Annotated in this window: 21 protein-coding genes and 1 tRNA gene; 10 read left to right on the forward strand and 12 right to left on the reverse strand. The window is 72.8% G+C overall.

What is annotated here, in order from left to right; translation table 11 throughout:
• From QMG39_RS14795 to QMG39_RS14805, 3 genes are all read right to left on the reverse strand, one after another.
• Complete coding sequence (locus tag QMG39_RS14795) at positions 1–861, reverse strand: SGNH/GDSL hydrolase family protein (RefSeq protein ID WP_281886329.1); 861 nt, start codon at positions 859–861, stop codon at positions 1–3.
• A gap of 139 nt (positions 862–1,000) precedes the next feature.
• Positions 1,001–1,073, reverse strand: a tRNA-Arg gene (locus QMG39_RS14800).
• Positions 1,074–1,160: 87 nt separating this feature from the next.
• Positions 1,161–2,378 (reverse strand): cation:proton antiporter, encoded by a 1,218-nt coding sequence (locus QMG39_RS14805; RefSeq protein WP_281886331.1) that lies wholly within the window; start codon positions 2,376–2,378, stop codon positions 1,161–1,163.
• A gap of 122 nt (positions 2,379–2,500) precedes the next feature.
• On the opposite strand from QMG39_RS14805, the gene nadE reads away from it, so the two are divergent.
• A complete protein-coding gene (gene nadE / locus QMG39_RS14810; protein WP_281886333.1) occupies positions 2,501–3,322 on the forward strand; it encodes an NAD(+) synthase in 822 nt (273 codons plus the stop codon).
• A 21-nt stretch (positions 3,323–3,343) separates the two neighbouring features.
• Here the strand turns inward: nadE and QMG39_RS14815 are convergent, their stop codons facing one another.
• Both QMG39_RS14815 and mgrA read right to left on the reverse strand, forming a co-directional pair.
• Positions 3,344–4,057 carry a hypothetical protein gene (locus QMG39_RS14815; protein WP_281886335.1) on the reverse strand — a complete coding sequence of 238 codons (714 nt, stop codon included), beginning with the start codon at positions 4,055–4,057 and terminating at the stop codon, positions 3,344–3,346.
• 114 nt (positions 4,058–4,171) lie between these two features.
• Positions 4,172–5,176 carry an L-glyceraldehyde 3-phosphate reductase gene (gene mgrA / locus QMG39_RS14820; protein ID WP_281886337.1) on the reverse strand — a complete coding sequence of 335 codons (1,005 nt, stop codon included), beginning with the start codon at positions 5,174–5,176 and terminating at the stop codon, positions 4,172–4,174.
• Between the two features lie 227 nt (positions 5,177–5,403).
• On the opposite strand from mgrA, the gene ssb reads away from it, so the two are divergent.
• From ssb to QMG39_RS14835, 3 genes are all read left to right on the forward strand, one after another.
• Entirely contained in the window at positions 5,404–5,919 is a 516-nt protein-coding gene (gene ssb / locus QMG39_RS14825; RefSeq protein WP_281886339.1) for a single-stranded DNA-binding protein, read from the forward strand.
• 171 nt (positions 5,920–6,090) lie between these two features.
• Positions 6,091–7,773: an energy-dependent translational throttle protein EttA gene (gene ettA / locus QMG39_RS14830; RefSeq protein ID WP_281886341.1), complete on the forward strand. Its 1,683-nt coding sequence runs from the start codon at positions 6,091–6,093 to the stop codon at positions 7,771–7,773.
• A 2-nt stretch (positions 7,774–7,775) separates the two neighbouring features.
• Positions 7,776–8,255: an acyl-CoA thioesterase gene (locus QMG39_RS14835; RefSeq protein WP_281886343.1), complete on the forward strand. Its 480-nt coding sequence runs from the start codon at positions 7,776–7,778 to the stop codon at positions 8,253–8,255.
• Between the two features lie 85 nt (positions 8,256–8,340).
• On the opposite strand, the gene QMG39_RS14840 is transcribed toward QMG39_RS14835, so the two are convergent.
• The 3 genes from QMG39_RS14840 to QMG39_RS14850 form a co-directional block, all read right to left on the reverse strand.
• Complete coding sequence (locus tag QMG39_RS14840) at positions 8,341–8,847, reverse strand: hypothetical protein (RefSeq protein ID WP_281886345.1); 507 nt, start codon at positions 8,845–8,847, stop codon at positions 8,341–8,343.
• Between the two features lie 2 nt (positions 8,848–8,849).
• On the reverse strand, positions 8,850–9,305 hold the full coding sequence (locus tag QMG39_RS14845; RefSeq protein WP_281886347.1) for a Rieske (2Fe-2S) protein: 456 nt from the start codon (positions 9,303–9,305) through the stop codon (positions 8,850–8,852).
• A gap of 117 nt (positions 9,306–9,422) precedes the next feature.
• Complete coding sequence (locus QMG39_RS14850; RefSeq protein ID WP_373878356.1) at positions 9,423–10,289, reverse strand: acyl-CoA thioesterase; 867 nt, start codon at positions 10,287–10,289, stop codon at positions 9,423–9,425.
• Between the two features lie 97 nt (positions 10,290–10,386).
• On the opposite strand from QMG39_RS14850, the gene QMG39_RS14855 reads away from it, so the two are divergent.
• On the forward strand, positions 10,387–11,064 hold the full coding sequence (locus tag QMG39_RS14855; RefSeq protein WP_281886352.1) for a DUF8185 domain-containing protein: 678 nt from the start codon (positions 10,387–10,389) through the stop codon (positions 11,062–11,064).
• 22 nt (positions 11,065–11,086) lie between these two features.
• Here QMG39_RS14855 and QMG39_RS14860 read toward each other — a convergent pair whose 3' ends face one another.
• Genes QMG39_RS14860 through pepN (QMG39_RS14875) form a run of 4 tightly spaced genes read right to left on the reverse strand, consistent with a single transcriptional unit; the run spans position 11,087 to position 18,305 of the window.
• On the reverse strand, positions 11,087–12,754 hold the full coding sequence (locus QMG39_RS14860) for an FAD-binding dehydrogenase (RefSeq protein WP_281886353.1): 1,668 nt from the start codon (positions 12,752–12,754) through the stop codon (positions 11,087–11,089).
• Between the two features lie 26 nt (positions 12,755–12,780).
• Positions 12,781–13,185, reverse strand: a complete 405-nt coding sequence (locus QMG39_RS14865) for a globin (RefSeq protein WP_281886355.1) — start codon at positions 13,183–13,185, stop codon at positions 12,781–12,783.
• On the reverse strand, positions 13,182–15,749 hold the full coding sequence (gene pepN, locus QMG39_RS14870) for an aminopeptidase N (RefSeq protein WP_281886357.1): 2,568 nt from the start codon (positions 15,747–15,749) through the stop codon (positions 13,182–13,184). The genes QMG39_RS14865 and pepN (QMG39_RS14870) overlap by 4 nt, the downstream gene beginning before the upstream one ends.
• Positions 15,750–15,761: 12 nt before the next feature.
• A complete protein-coding gene (gene pepN / locus QMG39_RS14875; protein ID WP_281886359.1) occupies positions 15,762–18,305 on the reverse strand; it encodes an aminopeptidase N in 2,544 nt (847 codons plus the stop codon).
• A 144-nt stretch (positions 18,306–18,449) separates the two neighbouring features.
• Here pepN (QMG39_RS14875) and QMG39_RS14880 point away from each other — a divergent pair, with 144 nt between their 5' ends.
• The 5 genes from QMG39_RS14880 to QMG39_RS14900 all read left to right on the forward strand — a co-directional run bounded on the left by QMG39_RS14880 (position 18,450) and on the right by QMG39_RS14900 (position 23,669).
• Complete coding sequence (locus QMG39_RS14880) at positions 18,450–18,947, forward strand: ribose-5-phosphate isomerase (protein ID WP_281886361.1); 498 nt, start codon at positions 18,450–18,452, stop codon at positions 18,945–18,947.
• A 3-nt stretch (positions 18,948–18,950) separates the two neighbouring features.
• Complete coding sequence (locus QMG39_RS14885) at positions 18,951–19,955, forward strand: Fpg/Nei family DNA glycosylase (protein WP_281886363.1); 1,005 nt, start codon at positions 18,951–18,953, stop codon at positions 19,953–19,955.
• Between the two features lie 62 nt (positions 19,956–20,017).
• Positions 20,018–20,668 carry an FMN-binding negative transcriptional regulator gene (locus QMG39_RS14890; RefSeq protein WP_281886365.1) on the forward strand — a complete coding sequence of 217 codons (651 nt, stop codon included), beginning with the start codon at positions 20,018–20,020 and terminating at the stop codon, positions 20,666–20,668.
• On the forward strand, positions 20,665–22,140 hold the full coding sequence (locus QMG39_RS14895) for an amidohydrolase (RefSeq protein ID WP_281886367.1): 1,476 nt from the start codon (positions 20,665–20,667) through the stop codon (positions 22,138–22,140). Before QMG39_RS14890 ends, QMG39_RS14895 begins: the two co-directional genes overlap by 4 nt.
• Positions 22,141–22,286: 146 nt before the next feature.
• Positions 22,287–23,669, forward strand: coding sequence for a sensor histidine kinase (locus tag QMG39_RS14900; RefSeq protein ID WP_281886370.1), 1,383 nt, complete (start codon positions 22,287–22,289; stop codon positions 23,667–23,669).
• Positions 23,670–23,673: the final 4 nt, after the last annotated feature.

The following is a 23,673-nucleotide window of genomic DNA, read 5'->3' on the forward strand; positions in this document are numbered from 1 at the left end:
CTAGTGCGGCCCGCCGTCGGCGAACCCGGCCGGCGCGACGCCGCCGGGCAGCACCGGGGCGGGGATGGGGCGCTTGGGGGCGCGCCCGTCGCCGCTGGAGATGCGCCGCATGCGACGCCCGATCCACGGCAGCGCGTGCACGACGAACCAGCGGGGGAGCGACATCGGCGCCTGCCCGGGGAGCGCGACGGGCTCGGTGACCGGCGACGGCCCAGGCCCGGGCATCCGCTCGGGAGGTTCCGCCGACTCGGCGTACGGCACGCCCAGCGAGTGCGACGCCCGGCGCGCCAGCACGCGGTGGCCCGCGGTGCTGAGGTGCACGCGGTCGGCGGCCCACATCGACGGCTGCTGGAACTCGGCCGTGCCCCACACGTCGAGCACGGCGGCGCCGTGGCGGCGCGCGATGGTCCAGACGTGGGCGTTGAACACGGCCGCGCGGCCGCGGAACGGGCGCAGGAAGAACGCGAACTGCGGGTCGAAGCAGTTGGCCAGCAGCACGCTCGCCCCGCTGCGCCGCAACCGGCGCACGACGTCCTCCAGCTCGGCGGCCACGGCGTCCGGGTCGGCCGTCGGGCTCATCAGGTCGTTGCCGCCGATCATGACCGAGACGAGATCGGCCCCGACCTCGATCGCGCGCGGGACCTGGGTGCGCGCGGCGTCGCCGATGCGGCTGCCGCGCAGGGCGAGGTTGGCGAACTCGAAGCGTTCGCCGGCGAGCCGGGCGTGCCCGTCGAGGATGATGGCCAGGCGGTCGGCCCACCCCAGCCACTCGTCCTCGCCGCGGGCGCCCGCCGGATCCCCGAGTCCCTCGGTGAGGGAGTCCCCGATCGCCACGTAGCGGTGCCAGCTGTGCGTCTCCACGCCGACATGTTCGCGCGGGCGGGTGACCTGCAGGTGACGCCCCCGCAGGGCGTCCGGAAGGTTCCCGGAGCGTTCGCCCGGCGTACACCAGCGCGTCGCGTGTCGGTGCGTGGCGGACGACCGCACGGCACCGCCTCGGTGCCCCCGGCAGGACTCGAACCTGCGACCGACAGATTAGAAGGCTGCTGCTCTATCCGCTGAGCTACGGGGGCCGGCGCCGACAAGCCTACCGGTGGGGCGCTGGGAGGCCGGTCAGGGCCGGGCGGACGCCTCCGGAGGGCGCAGGGCGGGCGGATGCCTCACGCCACCGTGGGCACGTAGTCGTCGTCGGGTCCCGTGGTGGGCGCGTCCGACGACTTCCGGCGCAGCCAGAGGGCCAGCAGCGGGTAGACGAGCACCGACAGCATGCCGGCGCCGACGAGGGCGGATGCCACCTCGGAACCGAGGTCGCCCTGGTCGACGCCGATCGCCGTGACCGCGACGATGATCGGCAGGCCGGTCGCCCCGTAGAGCACCATCGCGCCGCGATCGAGGCGGTTCGAGCCTCGCGGCAGCGAGAGCAGGCTCGGGATGCCGCGCAGCAGGATGAACGATCCGAGGAAGATCGGCACGAGCGCGAGGGCAGTGGGCGACGCGAGCAGGGCCTCGAGGTCGAACGTGACGCCGGTGTAGATGAAGAAGACCGGCACGAACACGCCGAACGCGACCGCGTCGATCTTCGAGCCGATGACCTTCGTCTGCGCCTCGTCGGAGCCGTTCATGAGCAGCCGGTAGAGCACGCCGGCCGTGAACGCGCCGAGCAGCATGTCGAGGCCGAGCACGACGCTGACGCCCACGAGCGTGATGGTCACGACCATGAACAGGCGCACCGCGAACTGGCCGCTCGTGTGCAGCGTCGCGGTCACGAGGCGCTCGAACTCGGCGCCGACGCCGCGCGCCGCGCCCCAGATCGCGAGGCCCGCGATGACCGCGAAGCCCAGCAGCACGAGCGAGGCGTGGAGCGGCGTGCGGCCGCTGAGGAAGATCGAGATCGCGATGAGCGGCGCGAACTCGCCGACCGCCCCGACGGCGGTCACGGCGATTCCGAAGGGCGAGCGCAGGTCGCCCGCGTCGCGGAGCATCGGCAGGATCGTGCCGAGCGCGGTCGACGTGAGCGCGATCGCGATGAACACGGCCGCACCGACGTGCTGCGCGAGCACGAAGCTGAGGCCGAGGGCCGCGCCGAGCGAGACGAGCCAGCCGGCGAGCGCGGTGGTGAGCGGCCTGCCGCGGATCTCGCGGAAGTCGATCTCGGCGCCGGCGAGGAAGAACAGCATCGCGAGCCCGAAGTTCGCGACGAGCTCGGTGTGGTCGTCCACCGTGACCCAGCCGAGCAGGTCGGGCCCGACGACGATCCCGAGCGTGATCTCGAAGACGACGACGGGGATCGCGAGCCAGGTGCCGATGAGACGTGCCACGAGCGGGGCGAGCACGCCGACGGCGACGATGATCACCAGGTTGCCGATCGTGACCTCCACGGCGCACCTCCCCCCGGAAGCGGTGTCGCCGATCGCGTCGGCGTCGCTCGCGATGCTACCGGAGCGCTGCCGCGGGCCGAGGGCGTTTCCTGCCGGTAACACGTCGGCGCTAGCCTCGTGCCATGCGCGAACTGCAGGCGAGGATCATCGCAGAGCTGAACGTGAAGCCCACCATCGAGCCGGCCGCAGAGGTGCGTGCCCGGGTCGACTTCCTGAAGGAGTACCTGCGCGCCACGGGCGCGCACGGATTCGTCCTCGGCATCAGCGGCGGGCAGGACTCGGCGCTCGCCGGCCGCCTGTGCCGGCTCGCGGTCGCGGAACTGGCCGACGAGGGGCATCCGGCCCGCTTCGTCGCGGTGCGCCTGCCCTACGACGTGCAGCACGACGAGGACGACGCCGCGTTCGCGCTCGAGTGGATCCAGCCGCAGGAGCAGGTGACCTTCAACATCAAGCGCGGCGTCGACGGGCTCACCGCGGAGTACGCGGATGCCACCGGTGTCGCCCTCAGCGACCACGGCAAGGGCAACATCAAGGCGCGCGCCCGCATGGTCGCGCAGTACGCCATCGGCGGCGAGGACGCGCTGCTGGTCGTCGGCACGGACCACGCGGCGGAGGCGGTCACGGGCTTCTTCACCAAGTACGGCGACGGCGGCGCCGACATCCTGCCGCTCACCGGGCTCACCAAGCGCCAGGGCCGTGCGGTGCTCGCGCACCTGGGCGCGCCCGAGCGCATCTACCTGAAGACGCCGACCGCCGACCTGCTCGACCACGACCCGGGCCAGGCCGACGAGGCGAACCTGGGCCTCGCCTACGCCGACCTCGACGCGTTCCTCGAGGGTGAGGAGATCGACGAGGGCACCGCCGAGCTCATCGAGGCGCGCTACCTCGCCACCGAGCACAAGCGGCAGGTGCCCGTGTCGATGTTCGACGACTGGTGGCGCTGAGCGTCGGCTGACGCCGACGGGTCAGCGCGCGACGGGCGTGCTGCCGGTCGGCGTCGCGTCCTGGCGGGGCTGCGGCGCGCCGATCGTGACGGGGCGCTCCTCGGCGGGAGCCTCGGTCGCGGGCGGGGCCGGCTCCGCGGCATCCGTCGTCGGCGCGGCCTGCGTGTCGGAGTACCGGTCGTGGTGCTGCTGGGCGACCCACTCGTCCTGCTGCTCGACGACGGCCTGCTCGGGCCGGGTGTCCTGCGTGCGCCAGCGCTCGAGGTCGGCCTGGAACTGGCGGCGCATGCGGCCGGGGTGACGCTGCCACTGCACCATGCGGTCGCGGAACTCGCCGACGGCCGGGTCGAGCTGGTAGCCGAACGTCGCCGAGGCGCGCTTCAGCTCGTGCAACTGGTGCGACGCCCAGTTCGCGGCGACGTCGGCGCCCTTCACGGGCAGCAGGCGCAGTCGCACGTCGGCGAGGCCTACTGCGCGGTCGGAGAGCACCTGCTCCTGCGGGGTCAGCGAGTTCCAGACGGATGCCTCGGTGGCGGCGTCGACCAATGCGGCGACCGCCGACGAGCGCAGCTCGCGCTCCTGCCGGGTGACGAGGCCGCGCACGGCCGACCGGGAGATCCAGGCCGCGAGCAGCCCGGAGACGAGCACCGCGAGGAAGAGCACGCCGGCCGTGAAGAGCACCGGCAGCGTCTCGGGGTCGAAGAGCCATTCCGTGAATGCGTTCCACCACTGCATGGCCGCAGGCTACGACGGCCGGCCCCGGACGGCGGGAAGGCGCGCCCGGGCGGGCGAGGACTGCTCAGGACCTGCGACAGGGCTCCGGATGCCTCGGGGCGCCGCCCGTCGCGGTCAGCCGAGCCGCGTGCCGTGCGCCGCGAACGGCTCGATCGCGGCGATCTCGTCGTCGGTGAGCGCCGGCGCGTCGAGCGCGGCGAGGTTCTGCTCGAGCTGGGCGACGCTCGACGCGCCGACGAGCGCGCTGGTCACGGTCGGCACGCGCAGCACCCAGCTCAGCGCGAGCTGCGCGATCGACTGGCCGCGCGCGTCGGCGATCTCCCGCAGGCCGCGCACGCGCTCGAGGTACTCGGAGCTGATCTGCTCCTGCGAGAGGAAGCGGCTGGTCGCGGCGCGCGAATCGCTCGGGATGCCGTCGAGGTAGCGGTCGGTGAGCATGCCCTGCGCGAGCGGGGAGAACACGATCGCGCCGGTGCCGAGCTCGTCGAGCGCGTCGAAGAGGCCCTCCTCGGGGGTGCGGTCGAACATCGAGTAGCGCGGCTGGTGGATCAGCAGCGGCACGCCGAGGTCGGCGAGCGCCGCCTGAGCGGCGCGGGTCTGCTCGGGGTCGTAGTTCGAGATGCCGACGTACAGCGCCTTGCCCTGCGAAACGGCCGAGGCGAGCGCGCCCATCGTCTCCTCGACGGGCGTGTCCGGGTCGGGCCGGTGCGAGTAGAAGACGTCGACGTAGTCGAGGCCGAGCCGGGCCAGGCTCTGGTCGAGCGACGCGAGCAGGTACTTGCGCGAGCCCCACTCGCCGTAGGGTCCCGGCCACATGTCGTAGCCCGCCTTGCTCGAGACGATGAGCTCGTCGCGGTAGGGCTTCAGGTCGGTCGCCAGCAGGCGGCCGAAGTTCTCCTCGGCGCTGCCGGGCGGGGGGCCGTAGTTGTTCGCCAGGTCGAAGTGCGTGATGCCGAGGTCGAACGCGCGTCGCACGATGGCACGCTGGGTGTCGAGGCCCCGCTCGTCGCCGAAGTTGTGCCAGAGGCCCAGCGAGAGCCCGGGCAGGCGCAGCCCGCTGCGGCCCACGCGCCGGTAGTCCATCGAGTCGTATCGGGTGTCGTCGGCGACGTAGATCATGCTCGTCACTCTACGGGCGCCGGACGACGTCGCTCCTCCACAGTCGGTGGCCGCAGAGCGGGGCGGATGCCCTCGGGCGGGAGCCCGCACGGCACGCCGCCGGGCCCGCAGACTCGTGACCGCGACGTCGGGGCGCGGGTCCATCCGGCACGAGCCCCGTGCTCCGGCGTCGCGGGCGGGCGTCCGGCCCGTCGCATCCGTCAGCCACGACCCAGAGGAGACCACCCATGCACGACAGCATCACCCTCACCGGCACCATCGGCACCGAGCCCGAGCACCGAGTCATCTCGGGCGGCGTCGAGCTCACCACGTTCCGGCTCGCGACGGGCGGGCGGCGGTTCGACCGCCAGACCCAGCAGTGGGTCGACGCCGAGGCGAACTGGTACACGGTCAGCGCGTTCCGCCGCCTCGCGGTGAACGCATCGCGGTCGCTGTCGCGCGGCGACCATGTGGTGGTCGCCGGCAAGCTCAAGGTGCGCTCGTGGGAGGCGGGCGACCGCAAGGGCATCGCGGTCGACGTCGAGGCCGACTCGATCGGGCACGACCTGCGCTGGGTGCGCACGACGGCGGAGCGGCCGGCGCCGCGTCCCGCTGGGTCCGACGCACCCGCGGCGCCCGGCACGGCCCCCGAGACGCCGATCCCGACGAGCGCGGAGGAGGCATCCGACGCCGACGGCTTCCTGCCCGCCGACGACTGGGCGCGCCCGCTCACCGCCGAGGCCGGATCGCTCGCCGGCGGCTGACACGATCCGGCCCGCGGAACGTGCGCCCGGCCCGGCGTGGGTAGGCTTGGGGGAGCGTCATGTGGCGGGGCGGCGCCCCGCGCATGGCATCAGACGTGGCGGTCCGCTCGAGACCGCATCCGGCCCGTGATCGCGGGCCGAAGATCACGACCCAAGAGGAGAATCACCCCGGTGGCGGAATACATCTACTCCATGGTGCGCGCCCGCAAGGCGGTCGGCGACAAGGTCATCCTGGACGACGTGACGATGGCGTTCCTGCCCGGCGCCAAGATCGGCGTCGTGGGCCCGAACGGTGCCGGAAAGTCCACGATCCTGAAGATCATGGCCGGCCTCGACCAGCCCTCGAACGGCGACGCCCGGCTCTCGCCCGGCTACAGCGTCGGCATCCTCATGCAGGAGCCCGAGCTCGACGAGTCGAAGACCGTGCTCGAGAACGTGCAGGAGGGCGTCGGACCGATCAAGGGCAAGATCGACCGGTTCAACGAGATCTCGGCCGCGATGGCCGACCCCGACGCCGACTTCGACGCGCTCCTCGCCGAGATGGGCACCCTGCAGGAGGACATCGACGCGGCCGACGCGTGGGACCTCGACTCGCAGCTCGAGCAGGCCATGGACGCGCTGCGCTGCCCGCCGTCGGACGCCTCCGTCAAGCACCTCTCCGGCGGTGAGAAGCGCCGCGTGGCGCTCTGCAAGCTCCTGCTCAGCAAGCCCGACCTGCTGCTGCTCGACGAGCCGACCAACCACCTCGACGCCGAGAGCGTGCTCTGGCTCGAGCAGCACCTCGCCAAGTACCCCGGCGCCGTGCTCGCCGTGACGCACGACCGGTACTTCCTCGACCACGTCGCGGAGTGGATCTGCGAGGTCGACCGCGGTCGCCTCTACCCCTACGAGGGCAACTACTCGACCTACCTCGAGAAGAAGGAGGAGCGGCTCCAGGTCCAGGGCAAGAAGGACCAGAAGCTCGCCAAGCGCCTGAAGGACGAGCTCGAGTGGGTGCGCTCGAACGCCAAGGGCCGCCAGGCGAAGTCGAAGGCGCGCCTCGCCCGCTACGAGGAGATGGCCGCCGAGGCCGAGCGCACCAGGAAGCTCGACTTCGAGGAGATCCAGATCCCGCCGGGGCCGCGCCTCGGCCAGGTCGTGCTCGAGGCGAAGAACCTGAAGAAGGGCTTCGGCGACCGCACCCTCATCGACGGCCTGAGCTTCACGCTGCCGCGCAACGGCATCGTCGGCATCATCGGCCCGAACGGCGTCGGCAAGACCACGCTGTTCAAGACGATCGTCGGCATGGAGCCGCTCGACGGCGGCGACCTGAAGGTCGGCGAGACGGTCGACATCTCCTACGTCGACCAGTCGCGCGGCGGCATCGACCCGAAGAAGACCCTGTGGGAGGTCGTCTCCGACGGGCTCGACTACATCCAGGTCGGCAAGACCGAGGTGCCGAGCCGCGCCTACGTGTCGACCTTCGGGTTCAAGGGCCCCGACCAGCAGAAGCCGGCCGGCGTGCTCTCGGGCGGCGAGCGCAACCGCCTGAACCTCGCGCTGACGCTCAAGCAGGGCGGCAACCTGCTGCTGCTCGACGAGCCGACCAACGACCTCGACGTCGAGACCCTCGGCAGCCTCGAGAACGCCCTGCTCGAGTTCCCCGGCTGCGCCGTGGTCATCACCCACGACCGGTGGTTCCTCGACCGCATCGCGACGCACATCCTCGCCTACGAGGGCACCGAGGAGAACCCGTCGTACTGGCACTGGTTCGAGGGCAACTTCGAGGCGTACGAGCAGAACAAGATCGAGCGCCTCGGTCCCGACGCGGCCAAGCCCCACCGGTCGACCTACCGCAAGCTCACCAGGGACTGAGCGTGCGGCTGCACGTGCCCATCCGGCTGCGCTGGTCGGATCTCGACGCGTACGGCCACGTCAACAACGCCGAGATGCTGCGCCTGCTCGAGGAGGCGCGCATCGAGGCGTTCTGGGTCAGCCACGACGCCAGGGACGCCGCGGTCGGCGCCTCGACGGCCGTCATCGACGGTCGTCCGGGTGCCGACACCATCACGCTCATCTCCCGCCAGGAGGTCGAGTACCTCGCCCCGGTGCCGTACCTGCGCGCACCGCTCGACGTCGAGCTCTGGATCGCGAACATGAGCGGTGCGCGGCTCGACGTCTGCTACGAGGTGTTCGCCCCGCCCGAGAGCGAGCCGCGCACCCTGTTCGCCCGCGCGTCGACGACCATCGTGCTGGTCGACGCCGCGAGCGGCCGTCCACGCCGCATCACCGACCACGAGCGCGCCGCCTGGTCGCCGTACCAGGACGAGCCGCTGCGCTTCACGCGCCGTACCTGACCTCGGCGCGCTGGCGTCGACCGAGTACGCAAGATGCGGGAATCCGCGCAGGATTCCCGCACTTTGCGTACTCGGTGGCGCTGAGCTACTCGAGCGGATCCTCGCTGAAGGAGCCCTCCCAGACGGCGCGCGAGCCCGACTCGCCGATGAGCACGGTGGCGATGGTCGCACCCGTGCCGACGGCGACCGCGAGCACCGTGCCGACGATGCCGACGGCAAGGCGGATGCCGCGTGACGGCGCCTGCTCCCGGCGCTCGAGCGACCTGGCCACCAGATGCCAGACGGCGAGCAGGACTGCCAGCCCGGCCAGGCCGGAGACCCAGGGCATCAACCCCTCGCCGAGTTCGGTGTGCTCCTCGATCAGCGGCGCCGGCGGCACGCGCTCCTCGAGCCACTCGCCCGACTCGGCGGCGAGCCAGACGAGCACGACGTTGCCGAGCGCGACGACGACGAGCGGAATCCAGAGCGCACGCCGCGCCGCTGGCCACGCGGCCGCGACGATCAGGCCGAGCGCGACGACGGGCACGGCGATCACGACCGCGTGCACGAGCAGCACGTGCGCGGGCAGGCCCGCGATGAGGAACGGGTCCACGCTCAGCCCGGGACCACGTCGTCGCCGTCGACGGTCACGGCGACCGAGGGCAGCGGCTCGAGCGCAGGCCCGTTGAGCACGTCGCCGGTGGCGGTGTCGAACCGCGACCCGTGGCACGGGCAGACGATCTCGGCCGCCTCGACGGCGACCACGCACTGTTGGTGCGTGCACACGGCGCTGAACGCCACCACCTCGCCGGCGGTCGGCTGCGACAGCAGCACCGGGTCGCTGCCGATGGTCGCGGAGACGGTTCCGCCGACGGGGATGTCCGAGAGCGAGGCGATGACGGTGCCTGCCGCGGCGCCCGTGTCGCCGCCGGAGGACGTGTCGTCCGCAGCATCCGAACCCGAGCCCGCATCGGACGGCGTGCAGCCGGCGAGCATCGCCGCTCCGCTCGCGACGCCCCCCGCGCCCAGCGTGAGCGCGGTCCTCCGTGTCAGCCGTGCCTCGTCACCCATCGTGCCTCCTCGTCGGATCAGCGGTCGTGGGCGCCATTCTGCCGTGCCGACGGCGCGGTGACGCCGATACACGGCGAGTGTCCAGCATCCCGTCGTGGCGGCGCCGGGCCCGGCGACTCAGTCGCGCGCCGACGTGGGCACGCGCACCATGCCCTCCTGCGCGACCGAGGCGACGAGCACGCCCGAACGGTCGAAGATGCGGCCGATCGACAGGCCCCGCCCGCCGCCCGAGCTCGGCGACTCCTGCACGTACAGCAGCCAGTCGTCGACGCGCACGTCGCGGTGCCACCACATCGCGTGGTCGAGGCTCGCGACCTTCAGCCCGGGCGTCGCCCACGGCACCCCATGGCGACGCAGTACCGGCTCGAGGATCGAGTAGTCGCTGACGTAGGCGAGCGCGGCCCGATGCAGCTTCTGGTCGTCGCCGATGGTGCCGATCGCACGAAGCCACACCGCCTGGTGGGGGACCCGCGGGCCCTCGACCGACAGGTAGATGGGCGAGGGCACGTGCCGCATGTCGAACGGACGCTCGGTGGCCCAGTGCCGGGCGATCTCGTGGTCGAGGCCGCTGAGCACGTCGGCGGCGGTCGGCAGCGACTCGGGGTCCGGGATGTCCGCGGGCATGTCGAGCTGGTGGCTGACGCCCTCGTCGGCGTGCTGGAACGAGGCGATCATCGAGAGGATCGGCTGGCTCGACTGGTACGCCTGCGTGCGCCGGGTGGAGAACGAGCGGCCGTCGTGGATGCGGTCGACCGCGAAGGTGATGTGCTCGTTCACGTCGCCGGGCCGCAGGAAGTAGCCGTGCATCGAGTGCACCGGGCGGTCGTCGGGCACCGTGTGCATGGCGGCGACGAGCGACTGCGCGAGCACCTGCCCCCCGAACACGCGGCCCCGGGGCATCCACTGGGATGGACCGGTGAAGATGTCCTCGTCGGTCCTCGCTCCGGTGTCGGTCAGGTCGAGCGTGCTCAGCAGCCCGTCGATCGGTCCGTTCACGGGTCCTCCGGTATCGCTGTGGGGCGGTTCGCGCGAGCGGCTCCCAGCGGAGTCGCAGCCGTGCTCTTGGTAGTTTATTGAGCAGATGAGCGAATCGATCCAGCTCGCCGACCGCCATTCGCTCGGCGACCTCCAGACCTACCTCGGCCGGGCCGCCCGGGTCGAGGACGGCTCGGTGCGCATCATCGCGGGCTCGGGCATCCTCGCCGTGTACACCGCGATCCTGTATCCGCGCGGCATCCTCGACGAGACCCCGACCGTGCTGGGCCTGCGCACGTTCTCGCTCGGCGACCGCGTGGAGTTCGACGAGGTCGTGCCGATGCGCTCGCTCTCGACGCGCGTCGACGACACCCTCTCGCGCACCGCGGAGGGCGCGGTCCCGGCGCCGTTCACGAAGCCGCACGGCGTGAGCACCGTGACCTGGGCCGGCATCTCGCCGCCGCGCGGCGGCTGGCTCGCCCACGAGTCGGTACCGCAGCAGGTGCTGGAGGACGCCGCGCGCATCGGCATCGCCGAGGTCGCCGCCGCGGTGCCCGAGGGCACGGGCGAGCAGCTCGTCGAGAAGGTGCGCTCCGAGGTGTGGGGCCGCCCCATGGAGGGGCTCGAGTTCGTGCCCGCGGGCGCCGCGTTCGCCGCGCTCAGCCTCGGCTTCCTGGGCGGCGACGAGGAGGTCGGCGTCTTCGAGACCGGCCCCTGGACCAGGCTGTCGACCCGGCGCGGGCACGTGCTCGTGCGCCGTCGCGCCTGGTCGCTCAAGGGCTGAGGGGCGGATGCCCCGCTGACGCTCAGCCGGCCTCGCGAGCGGCGGCGAGTCCCGCAGCGCGCCCGCTGAACAGGCACCCGCCGAGGAACGTGCCCTCGAGCGCGCGGTAGCCGTGCATGCCGCCGCCGCCGAAGCCCGCCGCCTCGCCCGCGGCGTAGAGCCCCGGCACGGGCGCACCGTCGGCGCCGAGCACGCGCGAGTCGAGGTCGGTCTGGATGCCGCCGAGCGACTTGCGCGTGAGCACGTGGAGCTTGACCGCGATGAGCGGCCCGGCCTTCGGATCGAGGATCTTGTGCGGCGGCGCGACGCGGATGAGCTTGTCGCCGCGGTAGTGGCGCGCGCCGCGGATCGCCTGCACCTGCAGGTCCTTGCCGAACGGGTGGTCGATCTGCCGGTCGCGGGCGATGATCTCGCGGGTGATGCGGTCGGTGTCGAGGATGCCGCCGGGGGAGAGGCCCTGCATGCGCTCGAGCAGCTCGTCGAGCGTGTCGGCGACCACGAAGTCGGCGCCGCGCTCCTTGAACGCCTCGACCGGCCCGGGGGCCCCGGAGCGCACGCGCTGGGCGAGCAGCTTCAGGTCCTTGCCCGTCAGGTCGGGGTTCTGCTCGCTGCCCGAGAGCGCGAACTCCTTCTCGATGATGCGCTGGGTGAGCACGAACCAGCTGTGGTCGTACCCGGTGGCGAGGATGTGCTCGAGCGTGCCGAGCGTGTCGAAGCCCGGGAAGCACGGCGCGGGCATGCGCGCGCCCGTCGCGTCGAACCACATCGACGACGGGCCGGGGAGGATCCGGATGCCGTGCGCGGGCCAGACCGGGGAGTGGTTCCGGATGCCCTCGGTGTAGTGCCACATGCGGTCGCCGTTGACGAGTCGTCCGCCGGCCGTCTCGGTGATGCCGAGCATGCGTCCGTCGACGTGGGCGGGCACCCCCGAGAGCATCGACTCCGGGGGCGTTCCGAGACGCTCGGGCCAGTTCGCGCGCACCAGGTCGTGGTTGCCGCCGATGCCGCCGCTCGTGACGATCACGGCCGGCGCACGCAGCTCGAACTCGCCGGTCTCGGTGCGGTTCGAGGCCTCGCCTCGACCGGCGTCGCTCGGCGCGAGCACCGCGCCGCGCACCCCGACGACGCGGCCGTCCTCGACGATCAGCTCGTCCACGCGGTGGCGGTGCCGGGCCGCCGCCATGCCCTGGTGCACGGCCCATCGCACGCGGGTGATGAAGGGCTCGATCACGCCCGGCCCGGTGCCCCACGTGATGTGGAAGCGCGGCACCGAGTTGCCGTGCCCCGAGGCGAGGCCGCCGCCGCGCTCGGCCCAGCCGACGACGGGGAAGAATCCGACGCCGCGCTCGCGCAGCCACGAGCGCTTGCCGCCCGCGGCCCACTCGAGGTACGCGTCGGCCCAGCGCCTGGCCCAGAGGTCCTCGTCGCGGTCGAAGCCGGCCGACCCATACCAGTCCTCGCGCGCCAGCTCGAGCGAGTCGTGCACGCCCATCGCGCGCTGCTCGGGGGTGTCGACCATGAAGAGGCCGCCGAACGACCACCACGCCTGGCCGCCGAGCGAGGCCTCGGGCTCCTGCTCGACGATGACGACGCTGCGGCCCTCCTCGGCGAGTTCCGAGGCGGCGACGAGCCCGGCGAGGCCGGCCCCCACCACGATCGCATCGGGATGGTCGAGGTCGGCTCGGGGCACGCGGACTCCTTCGTCGCGTCGGGCGCCTACGAGGAGGTGTCGGGTGCGTCCTCGAACGTGTTCACCATGGCGAACGCGGCGCGCTGCAGGTAGTCCCAGAGCATACCCTCGTGCAGCGGCGACAGCTCCAGCGTGTCCACCGCCCGCCGCATGTGCCCGAGCCACCGGTCGCGGGCGTCGGGGTTCACGTGGAAGCCCATGTGCCGCATCCGCAGGCGGGGGTGCCCGCGCTGCTCGCTGTAGGTGGTCGGCCCGCCCCAGTACTGCTCGAGGAACATCCGCAGGCGCTCCTCGGCCGGGCCGAGGTCCTCCTCGGGGTACATCGGCCGCAGCACCTCGTCGTCGGCCACGCCGCGGTAGAACTCCGCGACGAGGCGCTCGAACACCGGGGCGCCGCCGACCTCCTCGTAGAAGCTCGTCGGCTCGCTCACGCGGGGCCTCCCGCGAGCGTGGCGCGGTCGCGTGCGCGTGCCGCGAGCGCGCGCACGAGCTCGGCGTGCCCCTCGGCCACGAGGCGTCGCAGCGGCGCGGGGGCGTCCGCGTTGTCCTCGACCCACGTCGCGGCCGCGGCCGCCGTCCCCTCGGTCACCACGGGAGCCGGGAACAGCCCGGTCACGATGAGGTCGGCCATCGTGAAGCTCCGGCTCGCCCACACGTCGCGCAGCATCGCGAAGTAGTCGCCCACGCGCGAGCCGAGCAGCGACTCGGGGTGCGCGCGACGGTACCCGGCCGCGATCGCCCTGGCCATGTCGTTCGACAGGCTCGTGTCGGTCGCGACGGCCAGCCAGGCGGCATCCTTCGCATCCGCGTCGGGGCGTGCGGCCCGCGCGGTCGCGGCCTGCTGGCGGCCCTTGGCGGTGTCGTCGGCGGCGAGGGTGCGCTCGATCAGCGCGTCGTCGGCCGCGCCGAGCGCGGCGAGCGCGATCACGAGCTCCCAGCGCAGCTCGGTGTCAACCTCGAGGCCGTCGACCTGCGTGGCGCCATCGACGAGGCCCGTGAGCACGTCGGCGTGGGCCGGGGTCGACGCGATGCGCGCGAAGCCGAGCGCGTACTGCAGCTGGGCGTCGGAGTCCGCCGGTGCGAGCTGCACCAGGCTCCACAGCGCGTCGCCGGCCTCGGCCTGGAGGCGTTCGCGCTGCTCCGCGGCGACGTAGCGCTCGAGCGCCGCCTGCAACCGGGCGAGGGCCGAGGTGCGGGCCGACGACGTCGTCTCGTGGCCGAGGTTGCCGATCACGAGGCGCACGAAGTCGCTGGCCGGCAGTTCGGCGTCGCGGGTGGCGTCCCACGCGGCGCCCCAGACGACGGCACGCGCCACGGGGTCGGCGATCTCGCCGAGGTGTGCGAGCGCGAACTCCATCGACGCGGCGTCGAGGCGCACCTTCGCGTAGGTGAGGTCGTCGTCGTTGAGCAGCACGAGGTCCGGGCGGCTCGTGCCCACCAGCTCGGGCACCTCGGTGCGCGCGCCGTCGACGTCGAGCTCGACGCGTCGCTCGCGCACCACGCCGTCGTCGCCGCGCGAGTAGCCGCCGACCGCGATGCGGTGCGGGCGCAGCACGGGGTGCGACGCGGCCGCCTCCTGCACGATGGCGAAGGACGTGATCGTGCCCGCGGCATCCGTCTCGATCTCGGTGCGCAGCGTGTTCACGCCAGCGGTCTCGAGCCACGCCCGCGACCAGGCGGAGACGTCGCGGCCGCTCGATGCCTCGAGCTCGGCGAGCAGGTCGGCGAGGGTCGCGTTGCCCCCGGCGTGCGCGCGCAGGTACGCGCCGACTCCCGCGTGGAACGCGTCGAGGCCGACCCAGGCGACGAGCTGCTTGAGCGTCGACGCGCCCTTGTCGTAGGTGATCGCGTCGAAGTTCACCTCGACGTCGGCGAGGTCGGCGATCTCGGCGACGATCGGGTGGGTCGACGGCAGCTGGTCCTGGCGCGCAGCGTTCGACTTGTCGGTCGTGGCGAAGGTCGCCCACGCGTCGGTGAACTCGCTGAGCTCGGCCGTCGCCAGGGTGGACGCCCAGGTCGCGAACGACTCGTTCAGCCAGAGGTCGTTCCACCAGCGCATGGTGACGAGGTTGCCGAACCACATGTGCGCGAGTTCGTGCAGCACGACCAGCGTGCGGCGCTCCCTGCGGCTCTCGGGCACGCGGGAGCGGAACAGGTACGCCTCGTTGAAGGTGACCGCGCCGATGTTCTCCATCGCGCCCCAGTTGTACTCGGGCACGAAGATCTGGTCGTACTTCTCGTACGGGAACGGCACGCCGTAGTTGCCCGAGTAGAAGCGGATGCCCCGTCGCACCGTCTCGAACATGAACTCCGGGTCCGCGTACTGCGCGAGCGAGGCACGCGTGAACACGCCGAGCGGCACCACGCGCCCGTCGTCGAGCTCGGCGGTGTCGCGCCAGACCGCGTACGGACCGGCGACGAGCGCGACGATGTAGCTGGACATGACCGGGGTGTCCTCGAACTCCCACATCGCCGTGCCGTCGGCGACCGCCTCGGTCGCGAGCGGGGTCGAGGCGTTGCCGAGCACCTGCCAGTCCTCGGGCGCGGTGATCGTGAACCGGAAGCGGGCCTTCAGGTCGGGCTGGTCGAACACCGCGAACACGCGGTTGGCCTGGGCCACCGCGAACTCGGTGTACAGGTACACGGCGTCGTCGACCGGGTCGACGAACCGGTGCAGTCCCTCGCCGGTGTTCGTGTACGCGCCGTCGAAGACGACCCGCAGCTCGTTCCGGTCGGCGAGGCCGTCCAGCCGGATGCGGTCGCCGGCGAACACGTCGGCGACCTCGAGCGCGCGGCCGTTCAGCACGACCTCGCGCACGGTCTCGGCGGTCGCCTCGATGAAGGTCGACGCGCCCTCGGTCGCGGTGAAGGTCACCACGGTCTCGCTGCCGAAGTGCGTGTCGCCCCGGGTGAGGTCGATCGCCACGTCGTAGCGCTCGACCGAGACGAGGGCGGCGCGTGCCTCCGCCTCGGCGCGGGTCAGGTTCGCGGGCATCCGGTTCCCCTCCTAGCGGCCGTCGCGCGCCTGGGCCGCGAGGGCCCGCTCGACGCCGGCGAGGTTCTCGGCGACGAGGCGGCGCAGCGCCGGGATGTCGGGGTGCGCGTCGAGCCAGGCACGGGTCGCGTCGGCGAGCGCCTCGTTCGCGAGCGGGGCCGGGTACAGGCCCACGATCAGCTTCTCGGCGATCGCGTAGCTGCGGTCGTTCCAGATGCGCTCGAGCATGTCGAAGTACTGCGCGACGAAGGGCTCGAGCAGCGATGCGTCGGCGGCGCGCTGGAAGCCCAGGGCGGTCGTGCGCACGATGGTGTTCGGGGCGTCGGATGCCACGACGAGCGAGTCCCACGCGCGCTGCTTGCCGTCGAGCGTGGGCAGCGCGGCACGCGCGTGCGCGGCCGACTGCCGGCCGGTCGCCGTGTCGTCCTCGGCGAGGCGGGCGTCGATCTCGGCGTCGCCCGCCACCCCGCCGGCGACGAGTGCGATGAGCAGCTCCCAGCCGAGGTCGGTGTCGATGTCGAGGCCCTCGAGCGTGGTGTCGCCGGCCAGCAGCGCGGCGACCGCGTCGAGGTGCGACGACGACTCCGCCATCGCCGCGAACGCCTTGACGAACTGGAACTGGGCGTCGCTGCCGGCCTCGGCGCCCTGCGCGAGCGTCCAGAGCGTGTCGGCGACCTCCCGCACGAGGTCGTCGCGGCCCTCGGGCGCGGTGTATGCGGTCGCGGCCAGCGCGAGCTGCGCGAGCGTCGTGCGCAGCGTGGTCGACTCGGTCTCGGTCGCGATGTTGCCGAGCACGAGCGCGATCCAGTCGCGCGCCGGCGTCTCGGCGTCCCGCGTGGCATCCCACGCCGAACCCCACACGAGCGAGCGCGCCAGCGGGTTCGCGATCGACGAGAGGTGCGCGATCGCGACCTCGAGCGACGCCTCGTCGAGGCGCACCTTCGCGTAGGCGAGGTCGTCGTCGTTCAGCAGCACCAGGTCGGGGCGTGCGCGCCCGACGAGCTCCGCGACCTCGGTGCGCTCGCCGTCGACGTCGAGCTCGACGCGGTGCGTGCGCACGAGGGCGCCGTCGGCGAGGTCGTAGAAGCCGATCGCGAGGCGATGCGGGCGGATGGTCGGGTAGTCGTCGGCCGCGGACTGCAGCACGGCGAAGGAGGTGATCGTGCCCGAGGCATCCGTCTCGATCTCGGGGCGCAGCGTGTTCACGCCGGCCGTCTCGAGCCAGAGCGCCGCCCACGCCGAGAGGTCGCGGCCGCTCGCGGTCTCGAGCTCGGCGAGCAGGTCGGCGAGGGTGGTGTTGCCCCACGCGTGCTTGCGGAAGTACGCGCCGACGCCGGCGAAGAACGCCTCGCGGCCCACCCAGGCGACGAGCTGCTTGAGCACCGACCCGCCCTTGGCGTAGGTGATGCCGTCGAAGTTGACCTGCACGTCCTCGAGGTCGCGGATCTCGGCGACGATCGGGTGCGTCGAGGGCAGCTGGTCCTGCCGGTACGCCCAGCTCTTCTCCATGGCGGCGAACGTGGTCCACGCCTCGGTCCACTCGGTGGCCTCGGCGGTGGCCATGGTCGACGCCCACTCGGCGAACGACTCGTTCAGCCAGAGGTCGTTCCACCACTTCATCGTGACGAGGTCGCCGAACCACATGTGCGCGAGCTCGTGCAGGATCGTCACGACCCGGCGCTCGCGGATGGCGTCGGTGACCTTCGAACGGAACACGTAGGTCTCGGTGAAGGTCACCGCGCCCGCGTTCTCCATGGCGCCCGCGTTGAACTCGGGCACGAAGAGCTGGTCGTACTTCTCGAACGGGTACGCGACGCCGAACTGCGCCTCGAAGTACGCGAAGCCCTGGCGGGTCTTCTCGAAGACGTAGTCGGCGTCGAGGTACTCGGCGAGGCTCGCGCGGCTGAACACGCCGAGCGGGATGGTGCGGCCGTCACTCGACGTGAGCTCGGAGCGCGTCACCGAGTACGGGCCCGCGATGAGCGCGGTGATGTAGCTCGAGACGCGCGGGGTCGGCGCGAACGCCCAGGTGGCGGTGCCCTCGTCGGCGGGCACGGGCTCGGGTGTCGTCTGGTTCGACACGACCTGCCAGTGGTCGGGCGCGGTGACGGTGAAGCGGAAGGCGGCCTTGAGGTCGGGCTGCTCGAAGACGGCGAACATGCGGCGCGAGTCGGGCACCTCGAACTGCGTGTACAGGTAGACCTCGTCGTCGACCGGGTCGACGAACCGGTGCAGTCCCTCGCCGGTGTTCGTGTACTCGGCGTCGGCGTCGACGACGAGCACGTTCTCGTCGGCCAGGTCGTCGAGCGCGATGCGCACGCCGTCGGCGACGGTCGCGGGATCGAGCTCGCGGCCGTTCAGGGTGACCGAGTGCACGGTGCGGGTGATCGCGTCGATGAAGGTCGAGGCGCCGGCGGATGCCGCGAAGCGGACCGTCGTCGTCGAGCGGAACGTCTCGGGCCCGGTCGTGAGGTCGAGCACGACGTCGTAGTCGTGCGCGGTCACGAGCGCGGCGCGCTCCTCGGCTTCGATGCGGGTGAGGTTCTCTCCGGGCACTGACGTCTCCTGCGGGTCGAGGGTGTGGCGTGCGGGTGCCGTTCGTGGCGGCGCCGCACGATCCACCAGCCTAATTCCCGCGGCCGCGAAGCGGGTCATCGGCCTCGATCACGGCCCGCGTCCGCGCTGCCTAGACTTGGCCCCATGCGCATCCACATCGCGACCGACCACGCCGGCCTCGACTTCAGCCGCCACCTGCAGGAGCACCTCGCGGCGGCCGGCCACGAGGTCGTCGACCACGGTCCGGTCGAGTACGACGCGCTCGACGACTACCCGGCCTTCTGCATCAACGCGGCCCTCGGCGTGGTCCGCGACCAGCGTGCGGGCGTCGAGGCGCTCGGCGTGGTCTTCGGCGGGTCGGGCAACGGCGAGCAGATCGCCGCGAACAAGGTCGAGGGCATCCGCGCCGCGCTCGCCTGGAGCCTCGACACGGCGCTGCTCGCGCGCCAGCACAACGACGCCAACGTCATCTCCATCGGCGCCCGCCAGCACACGGTCGAGGAGGCCACGTCGTTCATCGACGCCTTCATCGCCGAGCCGTTCTCGGGCGCGGAGCGTCACGCGCGCCGCATCGCGCAGCTCGCGGAGTACGAGACCACGGGCGACATCGCGGGCAAGGGCGTCGACGGCGCGGAGGGCTAGCGGATGCCCGAGGGACATTCCGTCCACCGCATCACCCGGCAGTTCGCGCGCAACTTCGTGGGGCACGTCGTGCACGCGTCGAGCCCGCAGGGGCGATTCGCCGAGGGCGCCGCGGTCATCGACGGCCGTCGCATGGTCGACGCGCGTGCGGTCGGCAAGCAGATGTTCCTCGAGTTCGAGGGTGGCGTCTGGCTGCGCGTGCACCTCGGCATGTACGGGGCGTGGGACTTCGCGGGCGACATCCGCATGGACGCCACGATCGCCTCGGCCAACGGCCGAATGGGGCAGACCAACCAGCGCGGCACCTTCCTCGACGCCCCGAACCCCGACGCGGTCGTGCTCGACGCTGCCGGCGAGAACTCGCTGACCTCCATCGGTGCGCCCCGCAAGGCGCGCCTGCGCATGTCGGAGGCCGAGAAGGAGTCGGATGCCCCGGAGGAGTTCCCGCCCGAGCCGGTCGGCCAGGTGCGCGTGCGGCTGCTGACCGACACCGTCTGCGCAGATCTCCGCGGACCCACGGCGTGCGAGGTGCGCGACTCCGCCGAGATCGAGCAGACGGTGGCGAAGCTCGGGCCCGACCCGCTGGTCGACGACACGGATGCCGCGGAGCAGCGCTTCACCGAAGTGGTGCGCCGCAAGCCGACGCCCATCGGGCTGCTCCTGATGGACCAGTCGGTGGTGAGCGGCATCGGCAACGTCTACCGCGCCGAGCTGCTGTACCGCGCACGGCTCGACCCGCACACGCCGGGGAAGCTCGTGCCCGAGGAGACCGTGCGCGCCCTGTGGCGCGACTGGGCGCACCTGCTGAGGATCGGCGTCGAGACCGGGCAGATGATGACCATGGACGGCCTCGACCCCGACGCCTGGCGCGCGGCGATGGCCGATCGCGCCGACCGGCACTGGGTGTACAAGCGCGAGGGGCTGCCCTGCCGCACCTGCGGCACGAACATCGTGCTCGAGGAGATGGGCGCCCGGAAGCTCTACTGGTGCCCGACCTGCCAGACCTGAACGGCCCGACCCACCCGACCCGGCAGACCTGAACGACGCGGCAGACCTGAGAGGAGCAGCGGATGCGGCAGAACCCCAGCTTCACCCTCGCGAGCGAGGAGGGCGTGAAGCGCCTCGTGCGCGCGCACCCGTGGGCCACGATCGTGTCGCACACGCGCGAGCGCGGGCTCGTGGCATCCCACTACCCGGTGCTGCTCGACGAGGACGCGGACGGCATCGTGCTGCTCACGCACGTGGGCCGGCCCGACGAGCAGGTCCACGAGCTCGGCGAGCACGAGGTGCTCGTGGTCGTGCAGGGGCCGCACGGGTACATCTCGCCCGGCTGGTACGACGCGCGCCCGGCCGTGCCGACCTGGAACTTCACGACCGCGCACCTGCACGGCACGCCCGAGATCCTCTCGGCCGACGACAACCTGGCGGTGCTCGACGCGCTCGTCGCGCACTTCGAGTCCGGCATGGCCGAGCCGCGGCTGATGCGCGGCACCGCCGAGAACGCCGCCTACGCCGAGCGCATCGTGGCGGGCACGGTCGGGCTGCGCATCCCGATCACGCGGTTCGAGGCCAAGGACAAGATGAGCCAGAACAAGCCGCCCGAGACGGTCGAGCGCATCATCGCCGAGCTCGAGGGCGACGGGCCGTACGCGGATGCCGCGCTGGCGCGGGAGATGCGTCGCGCCCGCGACGAGCGCGCGGTCGCGGAGCCCGGCCGGTGACCGACCTCGTCGTCGCCGGCGCCCGGCCGCTCGGGTCCGACGCACCGGTCGACGTCGAGATCGCCGGCGGGCGCATCACCGCCGTCGTGCCGGCGGGTACCGGCGACCGGGGCGCCCCGCGCATCGAGGCGGACGGGCGCACGGTGCTGCCGGGTCTCTGGGACCGGCACGTGCACGCCTCGCAGTGGGCGCAGCGCGCCCGGCGGGTGGACGTGTCCTCGGCGGTGACCGCGGCCGAGGCGGCGGCCCTGGCCGGGGAGTTCGTCGCCGGGCGCGACGAGGTCGTCGGCATGGGCTACCAGGACGCGCTGTGGCCGGATGCCCCCGACCGCGCGCTCCTCGACGCGGCGACCGGCGACGTGCCCGTCGCACTCGTCTCGCACGACCTGCACGCGTGCTGGCTGAACTCGGCCGCACTCGCGCGCCACGGCCGGCCGGGGCATCCGACCGGGGTGCTGCGCGAGGAGGAGGCGTTCGACGTCGTGCGCGTGCTCGACGACGTTGGCGACGAGCAGCTCGACGCGTGGGTGGGCGACGCCATGCGCGCCGCCGCCGCCCGCGGCATCGTCGGTGTGGTCGACCTCGAGATGCGCTGGAACGCGGCGGACTGGACCCGGCGCGTGCGCGGCGGGCTCGACGCGGTGCGGGTGGAGTTCGGCGTCTACACGCAGCACCTCGACCGCGCGATCGAGGAGGGCCTGCGCACGGGCGACGTGCTCCCCGGCACCGAAGGGCTCGTCGCCGTCGGGCCGTACAAGGTGCTCACCGACGGCGCGCTCAACACCCGCACGGCCTGGTGCGTGGACCCGTACCCCGACGCGTCCGTCGGAGACGAGTTCGGTCTCGCGACCGTCGCCCCCGAGCACCTGCTGCCGCTGCTGCAGCGGGCGACGGCAGCAGGCCTGGTGCCCGCCGTGCACGCGATCGGCGACCGTGCGAACCGCGAGGCGCTCGCGGTGCTCGCGCAGGTCGACCCCGTGGCCACGCCCGACGGGCCGCGCCGCGGCTCGATCGAGCATGCGCAGCTGCTGCGCCGCGAGGACCTCGCCCGCTTCGCCGAGCTCGGCGTGGTCGCGAGCGTGCAGCCCGAGCACGCGATGGACGACCGTGACGTCGCCGAGCACCACTGGGCCGGGCGCACCGACCGGGCGTTCATGCTGCGCAGCCTCGTGGAGGCGGGCGCGGAGCTCGCGCTCGGCTCCGACGCGCCGGTCGCCCCGCTCGACCCGTGGATCACGATCGCCGCGGCCGTCGGTCGCACGCGTGACGGGCGCGCCCCGTGGCATCCGGAGCAGGCCATCGATGCGCGCACCGCGATCGACGCCTCCACCCGCACCGCGATCGCGCCGGGCGAGCGCGCCGACCTGGTGCTCGTCGACCTCGACCCGGTCGCCGCGACGCCCGAGGAGCTCCGCACCATGCCGGTCGCCGCGACCCTGCTCGCCGGGCGGGCCACGCACCTCGCGATCTGACGCGGGCGACCCGGCCGGGCGGCCGTACGGGGGAGAACCCCCGTGCCGATCCGGGCGGCCACCGGGTGCCGTGAACCCGCGCCGCGCCCGAGGCTGGAAGCGTGCCCGACGCACGCCGACGCCAGAATGAATCCCGGAGGACTGCCATGAGCGACCACGACACCGCACCCCGCCGCCGGCGAGGGTACTTCGGCCTCTGGGCCGGGATGCCCCGCGAGCTCGTCTTCCTGCTCATCTCGATGCCGATCGCCTGGGTCGGCTTCAGCGTCGCCGTGGGCCTGGTCTCCACCGGGTTCGGCCTGCTCGTGCTCGTCGTCGGCGTGCTCTTCCTCACCGCGACCTTCTACGTCGCACGTGGCTTCGGCTGGACCGAGCTGCGCCTCCTGCACTGGACGGGCCAGCGGGAGATCCGCTCGCCGTGGCCGCCGGCGGCGACCACGCCCTCGTTCTGGCGGGGGGCGTTCGGCCCGTTCATCGACGGCCACTACTGGCTGTACGTGCTGCACGTGCTGGTGGTCGGGCCCGTCGTCAGCCTGTTCACCTTCGTCGTCACGGTGGTCTGGGTCTCGATCGGCCTGGGCGGCGCGACGTACTGGTTCTGGGAGCGCTGGCTGCCGCTCGACGGGCAGAACGTGTGGACCGTCGAGTACGTGTGGGAGTTCGTCTTCGGCGTGCCGATCACGATGGACCCCCGGCAGGCGGAGTCGATCTTCCTGCTCGTGCTCGGCCTCGTCTTCCTCGTGACCCTGCCGCTCGTCACGCGCGGCCTCACGCTCATCCACCAGGGCGTCGCGCTCGGCATGCTCGGCCCGTGGCGTTCGCAGGCACTCGAGCGCGAGGTGCAGCAGCTCTCCGCCTCGCGCGGCGCGGCCGTGCAGGCCGAGGACCGCTCGCTGCGCCGGCTCGAGCGCGACATCCACGACGGCCCGCAGCAGCGGCTCGTGCGACTGCAGATGGACCTCGCGGCCGCCGAACGCGCCATCGCCCGCGACCCGGAGGTCGCCCCGACGGTGCTCGGCGAGGCCCGCGAGCAGGCGCGCGAGGCGCTCGACGAGCTCCGCGCCCTCTCGCGCGGGTTCGCCCCGCCGATCCTCCAGGACCGCGGACTCGCGGCCGCCCTCGCCTCGCTCGCGTCGCGGAGCCCGATCCGGGTGGAGGAGCACGTCGACCTGCCCGACGACGGGCGCATCCCCGCCGAGATCGAGCGCAACGTCTACTTCATCGCGGCCGAGCTGCTGACGAACGCGGCCAAGCACTCGCGCGCGACGGCGATCGGCCTGCACTGCTCGGTGCGCCAGGCGCCCGCGGGCGGCGGCGGGTCGTGGCTCGACCTGTGGGTGATCGACGACGGCGACGGCGGCGCGGCGATCGTGCCCGGCCACGGCCTGAGCGGCCTCGAGGAGCGCGTGCGCGGCCTCCGCGGCATCCTGCGCGTGGACAGCCCGGCCGGCGGCCCGACGACGGCGGGCGCGCACATCCCGTTCACGGCGCTGGTGCCCGAGGCGGCCGAGCCGGCACCCCTATCCTGAGAGC

Origin of the sequence: Agromyces rhizosphaerae (genome assembly GCF_027925245.1) — a bacterium.
GTDB classification, from domain to species: Bacteria; Actinomycetota; Actinomycetes; order Actinomycetales; family Microbacteriaceae; genus Agromyces; species Agromyces rhizosphaerae.

Coding starts and splice junctions, on each gene's coding strand:
- nadE (WP_281886333.1), top strand. CDS start 2,501: ATGCGCGAACTGCAGGCGAGGATCATCGCAGAGCTGAACGTGAAGCCC.
- QMG39_RS14815 (WP_281886335.1), bottom strand. CDS start 4,057: ATGCAGTGGTGGAACGCATTCACGGAATGGCTCTTCGACCCCGAGACG.
- mgrA (WP_281886337.1), bottom strand. CDS start 5,176: ATGATCTACGTCGCCGACGACACCCGATACGACTCGATGGACTACCGG.
- ssb (WP_281886339.1), top strand. CDS start 5,404: ATGCACGACAGCATCACCCTCACCGGCACCATCGGCACCGAGCCCGAG.
- QMG39_RS14845 (WP_281886347.1), bottom strand. CDS start 9,305: ATGGGTGACGAGGCACGGCTGACACGGAGGACCGCGCTCACGCTGGGC.
- QMG39_RS14855 (WP_281886352.1), top strand. CDS start 10,387: ATGAGCGAATCGATCCAGCTCGCCGACCGCCATTCGCTCGGCGACCTC.
- pepN (WP_281886357.1), bottom strand. CDS start 15,749: ATGCCCGCGAACCTGACCCGCGCCGAGGCGGAGGCACGCGCCGCCCTC.
- QMG39_RS14880 (WP_281886361.1), top strand. CDS start 18,450: ATGCGCATCCACATCGCGACCGACCACGCCGGCCTCGACTTCAGCCGC.
- QMG39_RS14885 (WP_281886363.1), top strand. CDS start 18,951: ATGCCCGAGGGACATTCCGTCCACCGCATCACCCGGCAGTTCGCGCGC.
- QMG39_RS14890 (WP_281886365.1), top strand. CDS start 20,018: ATGCGGCAGAACCCCAGCTTCACCCTCGCGAGCGAGGAGGGCGTGAAG.
- QMG39_RS14900 (WP_281886370.1), top strand. CDS start 22,287: ATGAGCGACCACGACACCGCACCCCGCCGCCGGCGAGGGTACTTCGGC.